Annotated in this window: 12 protein-coding genes; 5 read left to right on the top strand and 7 right to left on the bottom strand. The window is 60.4% G+C overall.

From position 1 onward, the window contains the following. Positions 1–4: 4 nt before the first annotated feature. Positions 5–1,231 carry an N-acetylmuramoyl-L-alanine amidase gene (locus RYC17_RS17490; RefSeq protein WP_004666611.1) on the bottom strand — a complete coding sequence of 409 codons (1,227 nt, stop codon included), beginning with the start codon at positions 1,229–1,231 and terminating at the stop codon, positions 5–7. 199 nt (positions 1,232–1,430) lie between these two features. Then, the gene (locus tag RYC17_RS17495; protein WP_002555930.1) at positions 1,431–1,952 is read right to left on the bottom strand and encodes a DUF3617 domain-containing protein; all 522 of its coding nucleotides are present in this window, start codon (positions 1,950–1,952) and stop codon (positions 1,431–1,433) included. A 169-nt stretch (positions 1,953–2,121) separates the two neighbouring features. On the opposite strand from RYC17_RS17495, the gene cls reads away from it, so the two are divergent. Beyond that, entirely contained in the window at positions 2,122–3,561 is a 1,440-nt protein-coding gene (cls, locus tag RYC17_RS17500; protein WP_058402519.1) for a cardiolipin synthase, read from the top strand. Positions 3,562–3,666: 105 nt separating this feature from the next. Next, positions 3,667–4,134: a YhfG family protein gene (locus RYC17_RS17505; protein WP_223282449.1), complete on the top strand. Its 468-nt coding sequence runs from the start codon at positions 3,667–3,669 to the stop codon at positions 4,132–4,134. A gap of 222 nt (positions 4,135–4,356) precedes the next feature. On the opposite strand, the gene cfaB is transcribed toward RYC17_RS17505, so the two are convergent. The 5 genes from cfaB to hflK form a co-directional block, all read right to left on the bottom strand. Further along, complete coding sequence (gene cfaB, locus RYC17_RS17515) at positions 4,357–5,544, bottom strand: C17 cyclopropane fatty acid synthase CfaB (RefSeq protein ID WP_058402518.1); 1,188 nt, start codon at positions 5,542–5,544, stop codon at positions 4,357–4,359. A 270-nt stretch (positions 5,545–5,814) separates the two neighbouring features. Continuing rightward, a complete protein-coding gene (locus RYC17_RS17520) occupies positions 5,815–7,740 on the bottom strand; it encodes a cation-translocating P-type ATPase (RefSeq protein WP_058402517.1) in 1,926 nt (641 codons plus the stop codon). Further along, positions 7,737–8,807 (bottom strand): protease modulator HflK, encoded by a 1,071-nt coding sequence (locus tag RYC17_RS17525; protein WP_316903883.1) that lies wholly within the window; start codon positions 8,805–8,807, stop codon positions 7,737–7,739. The genes RYC17_RS17520 and RYC17_RS17525 overlap by 4 nt, the downstream gene beginning before the upstream one ends. After that, positions 8,804–9,841, bottom strand: coding sequence for a protease modulator HflC (locus tag RYC17_RS17530; protein ID WP_316903885.1), 1,038 nt, complete (start codon positions 9,839–9,841; stop codon positions 8,804–8,806). The genes RYC17_RS17525 and RYC17_RS17530 overlap by 4 nt, the downstream gene beginning before the upstream one ends. 11 nt (positions 9,842–9,852) lie before the next feature. Beyond that, positions 9,853–11,799 (bottom strand): protease modulator HflK, encoded by a 1,947-nt coding sequence (gene hflK, locus RYC17_RS17535; protein WP_058402515.1) that lies wholly within the window; start codon positions 11,797–11,799, stop codon positions 9,853–9,855. 574 nt (positions 11,800–12,373) lie between these two features. Here hflK and RYC17_RS17540 point away from each other — a divergent pair. The 3 genes from RYC17_RS17540 (at position 12,374) to RYC17_RS17550 (ending at position 17,602) form a co-directional block, all read left to right on the top strand. Beyond that, positions 12,374–13,993 carry a glucan biosynthesis protein D gene (locus RYC17_RS17540; RefSeq protein ID WP_058402513.1) on the top strand — a complete coding sequence of 540 codons (1,620 nt, stop codon included), beginning with the start codon at positions 12,374–12,376 and terminating at the stop codon, positions 13,991–13,993. 360 nt (positions 13,994–14,353) lie between these two features. Then, positions 14,354–15,637 carry a hypothetical protein gene (locus tag RYC17_RS17545; protein WP_316903888.1) on the top strand — a complete coding sequence of 428 codons (1,284 nt, stop codon included), beginning with the start codon at positions 14,354–14,356 and terminating at the stop codon, positions 15,635–15,637. 81 nt (positions 15,638–15,718) lie between these two features. Continuing rightward, a complete protein-coding gene (locus RYC17_RS17550; RefSeq protein ID WP_316903890.1) occupies positions 15,719–17,602 on the top strand; it encodes an acyltransferase family protein in 1,884 nt (627 codons plus the stop codon). Positions 17,603–17,696 lie beyond the last annotated feature (94 nt).

Below are 17,696 nucleotides of genomic sequence, written 5' to 3' on the forward strand. Positions count from 1 at the left end.
CTGATCAGACCTGCTGTTCCTGCTTCTGCGCTTGCAGCCAGGCCATGTGCGAATCCACTGGCGGGTTGCGCTGGAAATAGCGCTGCAGGCCATCGAACAAACCGTCTGCAACGGCCTGTTGGTGGCGCGCAGTGACCAGACGCTGACTGTCACGGCTATTGGAGATAAACCCGGTTTCGACCAGAATCGACGGTACGTCCGGTGATTTGAGAACGGCGAACCCGGCCTGCTCCACGCGCTTCTGATGCAGCGTGGTAATGCCTTCCAGACTGCCCAGAACGGTGTGGCCCAGTTGCAGACTGGCTGCAATGGTAGCGTTCATCGACATGTCGAGAATCACCCCGGCGAGCATCGGGTCCTTGTCCTTGAGGTTGAGCAGCGACGAGGCCCCCAACAGGTCGGCACCGTTTTCCCGCTGCGCCATGAAACGCGCCGTCGCCGAGGTTGCACCGCCTTCGGAAAGGGCAAACACCGAAGCACCAGAGGCTGTCAGACGAGGCGCTGCGTCAGCATGTACGGAGATGAACATGTCGGCGTTGGACTTGTGCGCGAACTCGACGCGCTTGCGCAGCGGCACGAAGAAGTCATCGTTGCGCACCAGACGCACGTCGAAACCCTTCTCGCGCTTCAGCCGTTTGGCCAGCAACTGCGCGATGGAAAGCACCACATCTTTTTCGCGTTCGCCCCGAGAACCTACAGCGCCCGGGTCCTTGCCGCCATGACCGGCATCGACCACCACCATGATGTCGCGCCCGGTGTGCGCCTTGTTGGTCTGGATCGGGACGGGCACCGGTGGCGGCAGCTCAGCCATCTGCACGGGCGCATGGGCCGTGGAACTCATGTCCAGCACCAACCGGTGTCCCTGCCCACCTTCCGGGCCGAGCAGGAAACTATTGAGTTGCACTGGCGCGGTCAGGTCCAGCACGATGCGCGTGTCGTCACCCTGGCCGTAGTGCCCGGAGCGAATGGACTTGATAACGGTACGGTCCAGCGCCAGTTGGCTGAAGTCGCCGGTCAGCCGCGAACCGCTGACATCGATGATCAGACGGTCGGGGGCGGTAAGCGTGAAAGTTTTGTACTGCACCGGGCCGCTAAGGTCGAGCACCAGGCGCAGCTTGTCGTTGGTACGCCACAGGCGGGCGTTACGAATCTGTGTGGCATAGGCACCCAACGGCAACGTCAGAGCCGCGCTGGCCAGCAGCATGTTGAGCAACACTTGGCGTCGGTGCATGGAACATCTCAAAGAGCAAATTGAGCATCCCGGCTCACGAAGGGTTCATCCACATCATTAGTAACAATATAACATGCAGTTACGGACGAAACATGAAGCCCTTCATGAAGATTCCGTCATCTGGTGCCCCGCCAACGTGACAAAAAATCACCGCCTTCAGACAGAGTGTTCCACGTGGAACATAACCCTCTGAATTTGATCAGGTACGCGGGGCGACATTGCCGCACTGTGGTCCCAGCCATACAGCGCGAGTGTCCATGCTGCCATTCTGTTGCTGACCGGTGGCGTTGAAAGTGCCCACCACGTTCGTGGTGAACTCACGATCACTTAGAAACTGAGCCTGCCCGGTGCCCTGAGCTTTCGGGCAGCTAAACTGAAAATTCCAGGTCTTGCCGTTTCGCGCGGTAATTTTTTGCGTGCATCCGGAAGCCGGATCAGTCAGCGGAATGTTGTCCGACTGTACCTGAGCCTGTGTCAGGCAGGCCCTAACGCCCTTGCCGCCGAGCGACACGCCCTGCTTCTTCATCATCTGTTCCATCATGGCGCGCTGCTCAGGCGGCAGGTTCTGCAATTGGCCCAGCATCAATTGCATGTCCGGCAATTGCTGTCCGTCCACCTTCATATTGCTAGAAGTCAGTTCCCACAAACCTGGTTGCAGCATCTGCGCTTGAGCCAGAGGGGTAGCCAGGCAAAACATCCAGGCCAATATGCGTTTGTTCATTTCAAGATTCCTGATGGACGATTGCAGATGTAAACGGGGCCGGAATCATCCAGCCGGAAGATAAGCCTTAGACGGCACAGACATCGCCCAGTTGCATGGGTAATAAAATAGCGACATTCCCGTTCAGCTGTGGTCTGTTAGGCAGCAAAGACGAGGAGCATTGTTCCACATGGATTATCACGACCCGTACTTTTTCGGTTATGTCCTCGGCTTCATTCATTTGCTGGGCACAGGCGCCGCCATTCACGCGCTGCTGACGGTGCGCACCTCTCAAGGTGCTATTGCCTGGGCGATGCCGCTGGTATTCATTCCTTATTTCACCCTGCTGCCTTATCTGGTGTTCGGCAGAAGCTCGTTCGACGCGTACATCAAGGCCCGTCGCCAGGCCAACCAGGAAATGCGCATTGCGATTGGCAGCCTCAACTGGCGGCCGTGGATCGAGGAAGCTGTGGCAGCACGTCGCTCGGATGCCTATGCAGCGCTGCGCGCCATGCCCAAGTTGGGAAACATGCCCGCACTGGCCAACAACAAGGTCAGGCTCTTGATCAATGGTGAGGAAACCTTCGGAGCGATCTTCAAAGCCATCCGTGAGGCGAAAAAGACAATCCTGATTCAGTTTTTCATCATTCATGACGACAACCTCGGTCGCCAGTTGCAAACACTGCTGCTGGAAAAAGCCGCCGAGGGCGTAGGCATCTTTGTCCTTTATGACCGGATCGGTAGCCACGCATTGCCGGGGGCTTACATCGAAAAATTGCGCGACGGTGGCGTACAGATAAAAGCCTTTGCCACACGTGGCGGCTGGCTGAATCGCTTTCAGATCAACTTCCGCAACCACCGCAAGATCGTCGTCGTCGATGGCCTGAAAGGCTATATGGGTGGGCATAACGTCGGTGATGAATACATGGGACTGAAGCCCCCCCTGGCTCCCTGGCGCGATACCCATGTAGAAGTCATCGGCCCGGTGGTCGCCTGCCTGCAAGAGTCGTTCGCCGAAGACTGGTTCTGGGCCACCCGCGAGCTGCCACCATTGAGCCTGCCTGATGAATTTCCCGAGGATGGTGTGCTCTGCCAGTTGCTGACCAGTGGCCCGGCCGATGCGCAGGAAACCTGCTCGCTGTTCTTCGTCGAAGCCATTCACGCTGCCGAAGAGCGCGTATGGATCACCAGCCCTTACTTCATACCTGACGAAGCCGTGACCGCTGCGCTGACCCTGGCGGTACTGCGCGGGGTGGATGTGCGCCTGCTGCTGCCCTCACGGCCTGATCATTATGTGGTCTATGCCGCCTCCAGCCTGTATGCCTTCGATGCCGTGCGTGCCGGCGTGCGGGTATTCCGTTACGAACCGGGCTTCCTGCACCAGAAGGTCGTGCTGGTCGACAACGACATCACCGCCATAGGCAGCGCAAACCTCGACAACCGCTCGTTCCGCCTCAACTTCGAACTGATGCTACTGACGGTCGACAGCGACTTCTCCAGCCAGGTGGAATCCATGCTCACTGCCGACTTCAACCTAGCCCGCGAAATATCTGTGCAAGAAAGCCACGAAACGCGGCGCCTGCATCAATTGGGTATGCGCGTGGCGCGGCTGATTTCGCCGATTCTGTGAAGATTAAGGTGTACTACATTGTTGCACCTCAAGCATTGGATAACCCATGAGTTTTCACTAGAATTTTGATCACCACGCGCATTGATGGATTTTACGAGGCTCAAGATGAAGGCGTCACTGCAGCAGGTGTTACAGGCTGATCGAATAGACGACCTGCAAAAGCTAGGAACATTTATTGAAGTGAAGAGAGGCATCGAAACTCAGCTGATGTTGAAGCTCGGGGTCAATGGCTGGGTAGCGTTATTCTCGAAACTGAATGTTCTGAAAACCGCGCTCTTGGCGAGTAAGACCTCCGTCCACATGGCCGCCCATGAAAACACCTTCAGAGAAGCCAAACGCAAACTCTCAAAAAGCCTGGGTTTTCAAATAACGGCACACAATCAAGCAGAGCTCGACCGGCTGATACAAACATGCTCACTGTATGTTCTCGGTCGTACGGTCGACCCGCATGAGCGTTTTGAAGAGAACAAACACAGAAATTTCATTAGCAGTTCGAAACTGGAAGGAATCCACATACCCTCCACCGACGAGAAAACGTCTTTGGAAATGATACTGGCCAAACACAGAAGATGATCAATGGACAGATACGAGAGCTCGATTGGGCAACCGTCAGTCAGGAGGAATGGGTCAGGGCCAATATTGATGGCGTCAACGTGAACTATGGCCCCATGAAAGACATATTCGAGCGCATCGTAACCCTCTGCTAATCGGCCTGCCGAGCACGAAAGCCGCCTTGGGTGCTCAAGACCCTTAAGACTCTCAGAGTATCCCGGCCTCGGCGTTCGTAACTAAAGCTCATCCATAAATATCCTCCCGCGTCAGCGGCAACCCGGTCTTGCCGTCGGCAAAGGGTTTCACGGCGAGTATCTGGTGCAGGTTGATCCAGCCCTTGGCGAATCCATAGGCGCAGCCCGCCAGGTACAGACGCCAGATGCGCAGGGTATGTTCGGGCACGATACGGGCGGCTTCACCGAGCCTGGCTTCAAGCCGCGCGCTCCAGTGTTCCAGCGTTCTGGCGTAGTGCGGGCGCAGGCTTTCCACGTCGACTACTTCCAGACCGGCTTCGCTGATATGGGCGCTGATCATGGCCAGGTGCGGCAGCTCGCCGTTGGGGAATACATAGCGGTCGATGAACTCCCCGGCACCACGTCCTACAGGACGTCCGTCCGTATGCCGGGCGGTGATCCCGTGATTCATGACCAGGCCGCCCTCCTTCACCGCACCGAACAGGCATTGCGCGTACAACGGCAAGTTAGCGTGCCCTACGTGCTCGAACATACCGACGCTGACCACCTTGTCGAAGCGCGCATCCTGCGGCAGGTCGCGGTAGTCGAGCAGTTGCAGGTCGACCTTGTCCTGCAAGCCCTCGGCCTGCACTCGTTGACGGGCCAGCGTCAGTTGTTGCTCGCTGAGCGTGATGCCGAACACCTTCGCGCCATATTCACGGGCAGCAAACCGCGCCAGTCCGCCCCAGCCGCACCCCACATCCAGCAGATACTCACCTGGCTTGAGCCGTAACTTGCGGCACAGGTGGTGGAATTTGTCCTGCTGCGCCTGCTCGAGGGATTCATCACCCGTCTTGAAGTACGCGCAGGAGTAAACCATCTCTCTGTCGAGCCAGAGCTGGTAGAAGTCGTTGGATACGTCGTAATGGTAGGCAATCGACGCGGCGTCAGTGTCCTTGTCGTGCTGGACGCGGATCGGGTTGTCGGCGCTGTCATCATCGTCCACAAGGGCATGAGTCAGTTCATCGCAAACCCGGACAACTTCGCTGATCGAACCTTCCAGCTCCAGCCGCCCCTCTACGAAGGCACTGCCAAGCAAGCCCAGGCTGGGGTGGTTGAAATCGGAGACCAGTTGCGGGTCCTTGACCACTATGGTGACGCTGGGCGCAGGCCCCAGGTCCATCTGATGGCCGTCCCAGAGCTTGAGCCGTAACGGCAGATGAAGGTTCTGCAAGGTCGTTGGAAGTTGTGTAAGCATTCAAAATCACCCCCTTATCCAGAAACTCAAAAAGAGTAATCCAGCAAGGGCCCCGCAAAAGGGCCCGCAAAGGCTATTGGCGACGGCAAATTGCGATGAATCAACTTCGGGGAACAGCCCTGTGCCCACTGATTCGAGCCGAAAGACAGCCTGAATTTGGATCACGCACTGAAACACAGCGCTTAATTTGTAACAGAATTCGTCAAAGCTCAAGCCGTTTTAAAGCGCTGATCAGCGCCGCTGGCCTGAGCCTTGTCGTTCACCAAATGCCTATAGCTTCAGCAATGGCTCCTGAAAGCGCAGCAGACGTCCGGCATTGCCCAACACCAACAAGGTGCTTAGATTGTGCAGGATAGCCGCGACCATCGCGCCGGCAGCGCCGAGCAGACCAAACGCGGCCAGCGCAACGATGGCCAGCGTCCAGCCCAGACCGATGATCACGTTGACCTGTAAGGTCTGACGGCACTGACGGCTGAGCCGCACACAGGTGCCCAGACGACGCAGATCGCTGCCGATCAGCACGATATCGGCGGAAGCCAGCGCAATGTCTGCCCCGCCCGCCCCCATCGCGACGCCGACAACGCCTGCCTTGAGAGCCAGCGAATCGTTGACCCCGTCACCGACCACCATCGGCCGGAAGCCACTGGCGATCTCGCCCATGACACGGTTCAGTTTGTCCTCCGGCAATGCCTGCGCCTGAACGTCTGCTATGCCGATATCGTGTGCCAGGTTGTCGGCCACGCTTTGTCGGTCGCCGGTCAACAGCAACTGCCGTCCCATGCCCAGTTCACGTAATTCAAACAGCGCAGCCTGGGCTTCAGGCTTGACGCTGTCGGCCAGTAGCAGCCAGGCCAGGAAAACACCATCCAGCGACAACCCGGCCAGCGGGCCGTCATGTGCAGGTACGCCGGGCGTGACAATGCCCAGCTGTTCGAACAATTCCGGACGACCCAGCGCTGCCTCACCCTGCCCGGTCGACGCCACCACACCCAGTCCCTGCCGCTCACGGGTGTCCAGCAACGGCAGCAGCCGAGTGTTATCCACAAGCCCGGCCAATGCACGGCTGACCGGGTGACTGCTGGCCGACCCCAGGCTGGCCGCCAGCTCCAGCAATTGCGGATGCTGCGGCCCTTCAGCCTGCACCGACTGCAAGCGCAGTCGGCCATAGGTCAGGGTGCCGGTTTTATCCACAACCAGTGAGTTCAGGTCCGCCAGTTCTTCGAGAAACGCCGAACTGCGGATCAAAATACCGTGCCGCGCGGCGACTGCGATACCGGCGATGGCCGTGGCCGGCGCCGAAAGCACCAGTGCGCAGGGGCAGGCAGCTACCAGCACCGCCAGCATCGCCTGGGCATCCTGAGTGATAAACCAGGTCAGCGCCGCGATCAGCAAGACCAGCACCATGTAACTGCCTGCGTAGCGCTCCAGCAGTCGTGTGATCGGCGGCTTGGAGCGCTCCGCGCTCTGCATCAGCGCGATGACCTTGCCCAGCGTGGACTCATCGCCGATGCGGGTCACTTCGATACGCAGCAGCCCGTCCAGGTTGATCGCCCCACCAAACACTTCGACGCCGATACTGGCCTCCAGCGGCACCGACTCGCCGGTAATCGATGAAGTGTCCAGACTGGCCTGCCCGGAAAGAACCCGACCATCGGCCGGGACGCGATCACCCGCACGCACTTCAACCTGATCGCCAGCCTTGAGCGTTGCGTTGTCGACCTCGCGAATATTGCCATCAGGCCCCAGCAAACGTGCCTGGCTACGGGTCAGACGACCCAGCGCTTCGATGGCCTCCTGCGAGCCGATCACGCTGCGCTCTTCCAGCACATGGCCGAAGATCATGATGATCGGCAGCAAGGCGGCAGTCATCAGATCGCCGGTGGCCCAGGCACCGAGCATCGCCAGTGCGATTAACTGATCGGTGATGCCGTGCAGACTGGGATGCCGCAGGCTGTGCCAACCGGCGCTGATCACAGGTATCGCCACCAGCAGCGAGGCAGCGCCCAACAGCAACTGGCTGACGCCTGCCTGTTCCGGAGCGACAAAACGCCAGACCAGACCCAATGCCAACAGGCCCAGCGCCAGCATCGCGAGGGTCAATTGCCGGGCTGCGCTACGCTGCTCTGCGTTGCTCAGCAGGCTGCCATCCGCTTGCGGTTTGATGGCGTGATGGGTGTGAACGGCTTCGCCACTCATTGCGGTGCTCCCTGAATGATCAGGCGGGAATCGTCTTTGGGATCGACGGTAGTGACCGAACCTGCCTGATGCAGAATGCCCGGCACACGTTCACGGTAAAGGCGCTGCATGAGGCCGGGATCGCTGTGGTTCTCGGCAGATTGCGCCAGGCTGACGACTGTCGCGGTGGCTGCTTGTGCCTTGGCCAGGCGCTCGGAAGCTTGTGCGTGCGCCACTTGCAGGGTCCGATCAGCGTGTTGATTGGCGGTCTGGGTCAGTTTTTCTGCATCCGTGCGTGCGTTGGCCATGGCCTGGTCGGCCTGCTGACTGGCCGTCAGCACGGCATTGAAAGCATTGACCGCCGACGTCGGCAGGCTCGACTGCACATCCACCCGAGCGACTTCGACGCCGATGCCCATCCCGGTCGCGTTGAGCTCAGCCAGGCGTTGATTGATGCCGCGCACCAGATCGCCGCGCAGCCGCTCACGACGCTCTGCCGCCTGACTGTCAGCGCCGATCAGCTCGGGGCGGGCAACCAGAATGGTGTCCAGGTCTCGCGCGGCAGTCAGCGCCACGGCGCTGCGATTGACCAGTCGGTCCAGCGCGGGCAATACATGATCGCCCTGCAATACGAAGGCGTTGGGGTCAGTCACTTTGTAGAACACGGTGACGTCCAGCTGCACCACACCGGCATCACCGGTCAGCAGAAAACCAGAACCTGCCAGAGCATCGCTCATCGGCGCCGACAGGGTCGCGATTTCATCGGCTTTGAGTGCCGCAGGCGAACGCAGCAGGGTTTCCACCCGTCGCTCGATCACCCGATCAGCCGACGGCAGCAACACCACCTGCTCGAACGGCTGCGGCCAGGCGGTCAGCAATCCTGCGTTCTGCACCCGCTCGAGCGCGCCGAAGCGCATGACCACGGCACGGTTCTGCGGATCGATCTGGCGCACGTTGGACGTCGCCCAGGCAAGCGCCGCCAGCAGGGTCACGCCATACAGCCCGATGAACGCCAGTCGGCTCGCCTGCAACCAGGGGCTGTTGGCAGGCGGTCGTTGCGTTACGGGCTCGTCGACCGGTTGGCTCATGGCTGCGTTCCGCTCTTGCCGTCCAGCGTTGGCGGGCCATCGACCAGCACGCGGAATGGCGCGGCGTCGGTGCGCAGTATAAGGCGAGTACCCGGCGTCACGATGGTGCCCAGAGTGTCCAGCGAGCGCAGCAGGTTGTAGAGCTGCGGCGACCCTGCATAGGCGCGGCCATAGATCTGCGCGGCTTCAACACGGGACTGCGCTTCGATATCGGCCGCCTTGACCGTGGCATCGGCCTCGACAATGCGCGCGTCGCGTTCGGCTGCCGAGCGAATCTGCGCCGCTTCACGCTTGCCCACGGCGGTCCGCTCGGTGGCGATGGTCTCGCGTTCGGCGCGCATGCGATCCACGGTGGCGTTGAGCGTCACCGACGGCAGGGTCAGTCGTTCGACGCCTACCTGCAGAACACGAACGCCATAGGTCGCCAGCAGTTGCTGATCGATCTGCTGGCGCAGCTGATTTTCGAACGCGGTGATATTCACCTTGTTGGCGTCGGTGTTCACCAGGCTGGACAGGTCGAAACTGCTCGCGGTGGTTTCCAGCGCCGAGCCGACAAAGGTGCGGATCTGCCGCGCAGCTTCGTCGGGCTGGTTTTGTACCGCGCGCATGAAGCGCTGCACGTTGTCGGCATCGCCCTGTACCTGCCACGCCACATAGGCCTGAACGATGATGCGCAAGCCGTCACGGGTGCCGACATCCTGCAAACCGCTGGACGTGGTACGCAGGCGCAGATCCACCGGAATGGTCGCTTCGAACGGTGCGGGCCAGCGCCAGTTAAGGCCCGGGTCGAGCAGAACGCGGGAAGGATTGCCGAAGCGGGTGACGACGGTCGCTTCACCCGAGCGCACCTGCACCAGGCTCGCCGCCGCAATCGCGAAGGCGATCAGCACCGCCGCCAGGCTTGCCCGTCGCCAGGGGAACGCTGCCGGACCGGTCGCGCCATGATGATGGTGATGATGGCCGTGGCCGCCATGAGCGTGACTGTCATGGCTATCGTGGTCGGCGTGATCGTGATGATGATGAAACAGACTCAAGGGACGACTCCTTACTGAACGGCTTTACGCGGCGCCGTTGGGTCTGCCGGTGGGGTGAAGGTACGCAGGTCGATGGTCGGCGCGTTGTCGCCGCCCAGACGGTGGTCGAGTATCAGCAGCTTGGCATTGCCCAGGCCTTCGGTCAGTTGCGCCAGGTATTGCTCCAGCAAAAACGCCTGCCCTGCCTTGGCGTAGGCCTGGCGCTCGGCGCTGAAGCGCAGGTCCGCGCCTTGCGCTGTGGCCAGAACTTCACGGGCTGCAGCGCTGGCCTGATCACGGGCAACGCTGGCATTGAGCTGCGCCTGGTTGGCCTTGTCACTGGCCGCCCCGCGTTCGCGGGAGATCAGCGCCTGCGCGCCGATCTGCGCAGCCTGCACAGCATGATAGGCATTGGCAGCACCCGCTGGCGGGTGGATGGCTTCGACTACCGTGGCGAGCAGTTCAACGCCGCTGTCCAGACGCTGCAAGTCAGCCTGCACGGCTTTGCCGATGTCATCGGCCAGCCCGCTGCGCTGTTCGCCGAGCAGTTCGTCCAGCGTGCGCGAGGCAAAGTCATGCACCAGCACGCGGCTGGCCGTGCTGCGGATCAGAGAAGGAATATCGGCGCTGTTATAGGTCGAGGCCATCGCCGCGGCATCTGTCAGGCCGATGCGGTAGACGAACCGCACATCCATATTGACGATCTGAAAGCTCTGCTTGTCGCCGGCACTGCTGGCAATGACCTGGGATTTTTCGTTGATATGGCTGGCATCCCACAGTCGGTTGGCACTGCCCGGCGGCGGCCCTTCGGCCGGGTCCAGCGTCTGCTCGGACGCGTCGGCCGCAGAAACACTGGTCGCCAGCTCATGAACCACGCCGTTTTCAACCGCCAGGACCCGGCCGAACGGCCAAGGCAAACCGACATGCAGACCCGGTCCGAAGACTTCGACCGGCTTGCCGAACCGCTCATAAATGCCTCGCCCCTGCATCGGAATTTCATGCACGCCGCTTAGCGCCCAGCCCAGCGCTGCAACCACAGCCAGCACCGGCAAAAAGGCGCGGCGCATGTAGGTAAAGGCCCAGATCTGGCGCAGATCAATGCCGAAGCGGTTGTGCAGCTCATGCTGCAAGGCGAGCAACGGGCGCGGCGGCCAGCGCAGCAGGTCAGCGATGAAGCTGGCGGCCAGCAGGCGCGGCTCGAGACGCGGAGTGCGCGGGCTGAACACCGACAACACAGCCCGCAACAGAAATTCAAGCGCCACACCCAATGGCAGCAGGCCGATCAACACAGCCAGCCGTGCAGGCCAGACACGGTCAGCGCTGGAGAAGAACAGGCACAAAGCGCCGGCCAACAGAACGATAAGCGTCATGCGCACCAGTTGCGCCAGCGCCCCGGCCTCTGGCGACTGGCCTTCGGGCTCGCTGCTCAATTGCCGTTCGATGACCAAGAGCCCGAACGCCAACAGCAACAGGATGCTGCCCGCCAGACTGCCTGAAGTGGAAAGGTCGGAACCGGACAACGCCAGGTTCCAGAAGGCGCGGATGACGATCAACGCCAGCACTGCCCACCCGGCAAGCCACAGGGTCGAGCTGCCGATGTGCCGAACCAGCGACTCGCCCGAATCGCTCAGCCGGGTAAGCAGGCGCTCATACCAACCGGTTTCATCGAGCGCTTGCGCTGTTGCGGGAGAGTCTGCGGCAACAGGTGCAGCCAACGCGCGGGCACGCCACATCGCGACGTGCCTGGCCGACTGCAAGCCCGCGGCGAGCAGTATCAGCGCCGCCGACGCATTGCCCAGCACGGCCATCCACAATGAACCAGGAGAAAACAGATCGATGGACAGGGCCAGCAGCAGCCCGAACGCGCCCACCCCACCACTCACATACATCAGTCGCCCGAGACGCCGAACCTGCTGCACCGCCATTTGAAAACGCGGCAGGCCTTCGAGGCCATCGTGCTCACCCAAATCAACCCGCATCACTACCCCGGCACCCGCTGATTATTGCCCTGTGGAGAGCCGTGTATCGGCATCCATTAATGCAGCTGCATCATAGCGTTACGATATAACACGCAGAGTGAAACTTTCGTCAGGACTATTGCCTGAACGAATGCGATATAGCGGTAAATAATCGGGCTGGATATCGTGCCTATGCTCCGCGTCGGCATGCGGTACTGGACGCTCAGCCTGCGTCAGACTGACATTTGCTCAGTCTGCGACCCGGCAAAATGGTTGCTGAATATTGCGCGCAGATTCAAGCTCTCTGCGCCAACGCGCCCTATCGCCCTGACCGGCGCTGCGTACTCACCTTGCTCGCAAGCCTTGCGCCAAGCGGTGCCGAGCACATTCAACCCACCACAACAGGCCTGAAAAACGCCCATTCCTGCCATCTGGATGCCGCTTCCATTGAGCACGATCGGTGATTTTTTTTGACTGATTTCCGAACGGGATCTCGTCTTTGTTATCTGTTGTGGGTAGTTTGCGTTCGGCAAGGAGTCGTTGGCGCGCCATTTTTTGTGCAGGACGCACAGAATTACTCAGAGGCTTCACCCTTATGAATCGCAGAAATCTCCTGAAAGCGTCCATGGCGTTGGCCGCTTACGGCAGCGTGTCGGCCTCAGGGCTTTATGCTGCGCGAGCACTGGCCGCTGCAGCCGATGGCGAGATCGAACACTTCGATTTTGCAGAGCTGCAAGCCCATGCCAAGAAGCTCGCAGGCAAAGGCTATGTGAGCAACAAGCAAGTGCTGCCACCCGTCCTGGCAAATATGACGCCGCTGCAATTCAATGCCATTCGCTACGACCCGAACCACTCACTGTGGAAAGACGTCCACGGTCAGCTCGACGTGCATTTCTTCCACGTCGGCATGGGTTTCAAGACGCCGGTGCGCATGTACAGCGTCGACCCGCAGAACAAGCAGGCGCGTGAAGTGCATTTCCGCCATGACCTGTTCAATTACGAAAGCAGCGGCATCGACAAGAATCTGGTCAAGGGCGATCTGGGCTTTGCCGGCTTCAAGTTGTTCAAGGCACCCGAAATCGCCATCAACGACGTTGTTTCGTTCCTCGGTGCCAGCTATTTCCGGGCCGTGGACAGCAACAAGCAATACGGTTTGTCGGCCCGCGGCCTGGCCATCGACAGTTACGCCAAGCGCCAGGAAGAATTCCCCGACTTCACCAAGTTCTGGTTTGAAACGCCAGACAAGAACGCCACACGCTTTGTGGTTTACGCACTGCTCGACTCGCCCAGTGCAACCGGCGCCTACCGCTTCGACATCGACTGTCAGGCTGGCCAGGTGGTCATGGAAATCGACGCGCACATCAATGCCCGTACCGATATCCAGCAACTGGGCATTTCGCCGATGACCAGCATGTTCAGTTGCGGCACTCACGAGCGCCGCATGTGCGACACCATCCACCCGCAAATTCACGATTCGGATCGCCTGTCGATGTGGCGCGGTAATGGTGAGTGGATCTGCCGTCCGCTGAACAACCCGGCCAAACCGCAATTCAGCGCGTTCGCCGACACCGACCCGAAAGGTTTCGGGCTGGTGCAGAGCGATCACGAGTTTTCCAGCTATCAGGACACCGTAGTCTGGTACAGCCGCCGTCCCAGCCTGTGGGTCGAGCCGATTACCGCGTGGGGCGAGGGCGAGGTCAGCCTGCTGGAGCTGCCGACCACGGGCGAGACGATGGACAACATCGTGGTGTTCTGGACACCGAAAACGCCGGTCAAGGCCGGGGATTCGATGAACTACGGCTACAAGCTGTTCTGGAGCCCGTTGCCACCTGTGAGCACGCCGCTGGCGCAGGTCCACGCCACTCGTTCAGGCATGGGCGGCTTCCTCGAAGGCTGGGCACCGGGCGAGCATTACCCGAAAACCTGGGCGCGCCGTTTTGCCGTGGACTTCAACGGCGGCGGTCTGGATCGCTTGCCGGAAGGCACCGGGATCGAGCCTATTGTCACGGTCACACATGGCAAGGTGCAGGACTTCAACATCCTCGTGCTGCCGGACATCAAGGGCTACCGCGTTACCTTCGACTGGGTACCGGACAGCGACTCGGTCGAGCCGGTTGAAATGCGCATGTTCATCCGCACTGGCGACCGTACGCTGAGCGAAACGTGGATGTACCAGTACTTCCCGCCAGCACCGGACAGACGCAAGTACCCGTAATCCGCAGCTGATGACGCAGAGCGTCACGAAAGGCATTCCCACGCGGAGCGTGAGGAACGATCGGTGTCTGGGGGATCACCCGCCAAAACACTATCGTGCCCATGCTCCAGCGTGGGCACGCCGTTCTGGACGCTCTGCGTCCAATCCCTGGCACAAAGTGCAGCGCATAGCCCTTAATCCCGACTAATTAATTGACAGTTGCCCGAACTGCGACTGATATACGTGTTGTCACGCCGTTGCGAGCGTTCGCTCCAGACCTTTCATCTCCCAGAGCCTTCCTGTGTCGACACATGCCCGTGATCGTCGGGCGGTAGCTTTGTCCGCGCAATTCCCCTGACGCATATCCAGAAGGCAGCCAGCATGGCGTTGACTACTGCGAACAGCGCCGACGCCAGGTCGTCGGTGATGTCCTTTGATAAATCCACGGTGGTAGTGTGGGTCGCCATCAGCCTGATTCTGGTCGAGACCTTCTCTGGAGCCTTGCGCTTCTACTTCGATCAGGCAGGCATCAGCCCGCTGCTCTATCTGCCCAAAGCTGCCTGCATCCTGTTGTTTGTGCTTGAGCTGTGCACCTTCAAGGCGGGACGGTTGTTCTGGGCATTCATGATGGTGTGGCTGATTTCAGGGCTGCTGGCCATGCTGCATCGCGCCAGCGTCCACAACCTGGCGTTCAGTCTGTTCGCCCTGAGCCCGCTGGCGTTCGGCCTGGTGTGCAGCAAGCACCTGCTCTACCGCCGCACGCTGTTGTACCGCGCCATCGGCTTTTGCCTGCTGGCCTCACTGCTGGGTATTGCTCTGGACAAGTACACCTCGGTGCCCTGGAAGGGCTACAGCTACAGCGTCGGTGAAACCGAACTGAGCGCCAACACCACATGGAGCGCGGACGAGGTAGACCGCATTGCCGGTTTCGCCAGAGTGTCCAACGTGCTGTCGATCATGATCGCCTTCTACACGCTGTACCTGATCATTTTCGTGCGCTCACGCCTGATGATGATCCTGCTCAGTGCCGTGGCGCTTTACGCCATCGTGCTGACCACCAGTAAAGCGCCAGCCGCGGCATTTGCCCTGACCCTTATTCTGCTGTTGCTGCGGCGAATGAGCTGGACCTGCCGGACGCTTTGCAGCGTGGTGGTAGGCATCGGCCTGCTGCTACCGACTCTGGGGCTGATTGTGAGCCCTGATGCCTATGCGGTGAGTAGCGGCGGCTCTCTGGCCTCGCTGTATGACCGGATGATCAATACCTGGCCCAACCTGATAAATGCCATTAGCCGCGAAGGCTGGATGATCAGCGGCGCGGGCTTCGGCATGGTCGGCAGCACAATGGGGCTATTTCCGGTCGAAGGTGCTGGCATATTTCTCGGCATGGACAGCTCGGCGCTGTATCTGTGGGCGATGCTGGGCGTGCTGGGGCTGTTGCTGTACGCGCTACAGATTCCGCTGTTGTTCCGACTGATCGATGATCAGACCCGCATCGGCCACATGCTGCTGGCGATCAGCTTCTGCTGGTGCCTGATCAGCTGGACCACCGACATGTTCGAGGTCGCTGTCGCCAATCTGTTTATAGGCGTGGCCATTGGTCATGTGATTGCCAGCAGACAATCCGCTGCAAGCCATGCGCTCAGGCTGCCCTCCACTGCCCACTGACGGGCCGCCAGATAACTTCCCGGCCGCTGCGCTGCACAGCGCCACTCTCCCTCACGATCATCCACCGGATGGCTTTCTCAAATGGACTTCAGAAAAGACATCAATGGGCTGCGCGCCATCGCGGTGGCTGCGGTGCTGCTCTTTCACTTTCAACCCGCCTGGCTGCCTGGCGGTTTCGCTGGGGTGGACGTGTTTTTCGTGATCTCGGGGTATCTGATTACCGGGATCATCCTGCGCGGCTTGAGGAGCGGCAAATTCAGGCTGGCAACGTTCTACACGTCGCGGGCCAGACGCATCGTCCCGGCCCTCGCGGTGCTGTGTCTTGCCTTGCTGCTGCTGGGCTGGTTCTCCTTGCTGCCGCTGGACTACAGCGCGTTGGGCACTCATGTGGCCAGCAGCCTGGGATTCGTTTCCAACGTTGTCTACTGGCGCGAGGCCGGTTATTTCACCGCCAGTGCTCATGAGAAATGGCTGTTGCACAGCTGGTCGCTGTCGGTGGAGTGGCAGTTTTACCTGCTGTACCCGATTGCACTGTTGCTCCTCAGTCGCTTTGTCGCGCTGCACAACCTGCGCTGGTGGGTGCTGGGCGCAAGTCTGGCGGGCTTTGTGCTTTGTGTATTTGCCTCGTCCCGATGGCCGGAAGCTGCGTTTTACCTGCTGCCGACCCGTGCCTGGGAGTTGCTCGCGGGTGGCGTGGCCTGCCTGTTCCCGCTGCAACTCAGGCCCCTGCAGCAGCGAGTTCTGGAACAGGTCGGACTGGCGCTGATCGTCGCCGGTTTCTGTCTGCTGTCCGTGCAGGACACATGGCCCGGGTATCTGGTGCTGATGCCGGTGCTGGGGACTTTCGCGGTGATCGCGGCGGCCCGCAATGATTCGCTGCTGACCTGCAACCCGCTGTTTCAATGGACAGGCAAACTGTCGTACTCGTTGTACCTGTGGCACTGGCCGGTGGTGGTGTGGATGAACTACACCGGTTTGCTGGGCGAGACCCGCACGGTGCTATTGGGCATCGGCGTGGCCCTGACACTGGGGCTGATTTCATGGCGACTGATCGAGCAGCCCGCCAGCACACATCAACCTGGGCAGCGCCGAAAATTTGCCATGCCCGCCGCACTGGTCGTTCTGGTGTTCGCGGCCGGGGCGCTAGTGGGTGCGACGCGGGGCGTGGTATCGCCACTTCGCCCGATCAGTGTTTCGGACAAGGCGCATTTCATCCAGGAATACGTCGATCGACAGCACAACCTGTACGAGCCCTACTGGCTGAAATGTGACGCCTTTTCCGCCCTGACCCAGCGTGGCCAGTCGGGCATCGACGAGGCCTGCACGCGCAAACAGGGGCCGGGCGGAGTGTTCTTGTGGGGCGATTCTCACGCCCAGGCGTTGTCACTCGGGCTGCGTACCTTGCTGACACGCACGACCCCCTTCTATCAGGTGGCCTCGGCCAGTTGCGTTCCCGACCTGAATGACCACGAGGGACGCGCGTCAGCGACCAGCAAGGCCTGCGACTACTCCAACAGGACTGCCCTGCAAAGCATCGAGAGGCTGCGTCCGGACATCGTGGTCATCGCGCAGAAGGATGGCCACGACAAGACCGACTGGAAGCGGATTGCGACCCGACTCAAGGGCTTTGGCGTGAAACATATAGTGCTGATCGGTCCGATGCCGTCGTGGAGCCCATCGCTGCCCAGTGTCATCGTCAACCGTCATTGGGGGCTGAGCGAGTCGTATATCCGCGATCCGGCGCTGGATCAAAGCGTCATGCGGGTGGATCAGGCAACCCGCGCGCTGGCTGTATCGGCAGGCATCCAGTTTGTGTCGCTGATCGACAAGCTGTGCATCGCCGATGCCTGTCGGGTACGCCTGGAAAACAGCCGCTCATTGCTGCAGATCGACTCGGGACACTTGAGCGCAGAGGGTTCGTTGTACGTGGTGCGCAACTACGTATTGCCACAACTGGTGAATTAATCGAGCACGCAGCGCGGCGCAGAGTTGTGACGCGGAGCCTCACGCAAGGCAGTCAAACGCGGAAGCGCAAGGAACGACAGGTGTGCGGGCGTGG

It is taken from the genome of Pseudomonas syringae group sp. J248-6 (genome assembly GCF_032586995.1).
Taxonomy (GTDB): Bacteria; Pseudomonadota; Gammaproteobacteria; order Pseudomonadales; family Pseudomonadaceae; genus Aquipseudomonas; species Aquipseudomonas amygdali.

Coding starts and splice junctions, on each gene's coding strand:
- RYC17_RS17525 (WP_316903883.1), bottom strand. CDS start 8,807: ATGAGCCAACCGGTCGACGAGCCCGTAACGCAACGACCGCCTGCCAAC.
- RYC17_RS17545 (WP_316903888.1), top strand. CDS start 14,354: ATGGCGTTGACTACTGCGAACAGCGCCGACGCCAGGTCGTCGGTGATG.
- RYC17_RS17490 (WP_004666611.1), bottom strand. CDS start 1,231: ATGCACCGACGCCAAGTGTTGCTCAACATGCTGCTGGCCAGCGCGGCT.
- RYC17_RS17540 (WP_058402513.1), top strand. CDS start 12,374: ATGAATCGCAGAAATCTCCTGAAAGCGTCCATGGCGTTGGCCGCTTAC.
- RYC17_RS17520 (WP_058402517.1), bottom strand. CDS start 7,740: ATGAGTGGCGAAGCCGTTCACACCCATCACGCCATCAAACCGCAAGCG.
- RYC17_RS17550 (WP_316903890.1), top strand. CDS start 15,719: ATGGACTTCAGAAAAGACATCAATGGGCTGCGCGCCATCGCGGTGGCT.
- RYC17_RS17495 (WP_002555930.1), bottom strand. CDS start 1,952: ATGAACAAACGCATATTGGCCTGGATGTTTTGCCTGGCTACCCCTCTG.
- cls (WP_058402519.1), top strand. CDS start 2,122: ATGGATTATCACGACCCGTACTTTTTCGGTTATGTCCTCGGCTTCATT.
- hflK (WP_058402515.1), bottom strand. CDS start 11,799: ATGCGGGTTGATTTGGGTGAGCACGATGGCCTCGAAGGCCTGCCGCGT.
- RYC17_RS17505 (WP_223282449.1), top strand. CDS start 3,667: ATGAAGGCGTCACTGCAGCAGGTGTTACAGGCTGATCGAATAGACGAC.
- cfaB (WP_058402518.1), bottom strand. CDS start 5,544: ATGCTTACACAACTTCCAACGACCTTGCAGAACCTTCATCTGCCGTTA.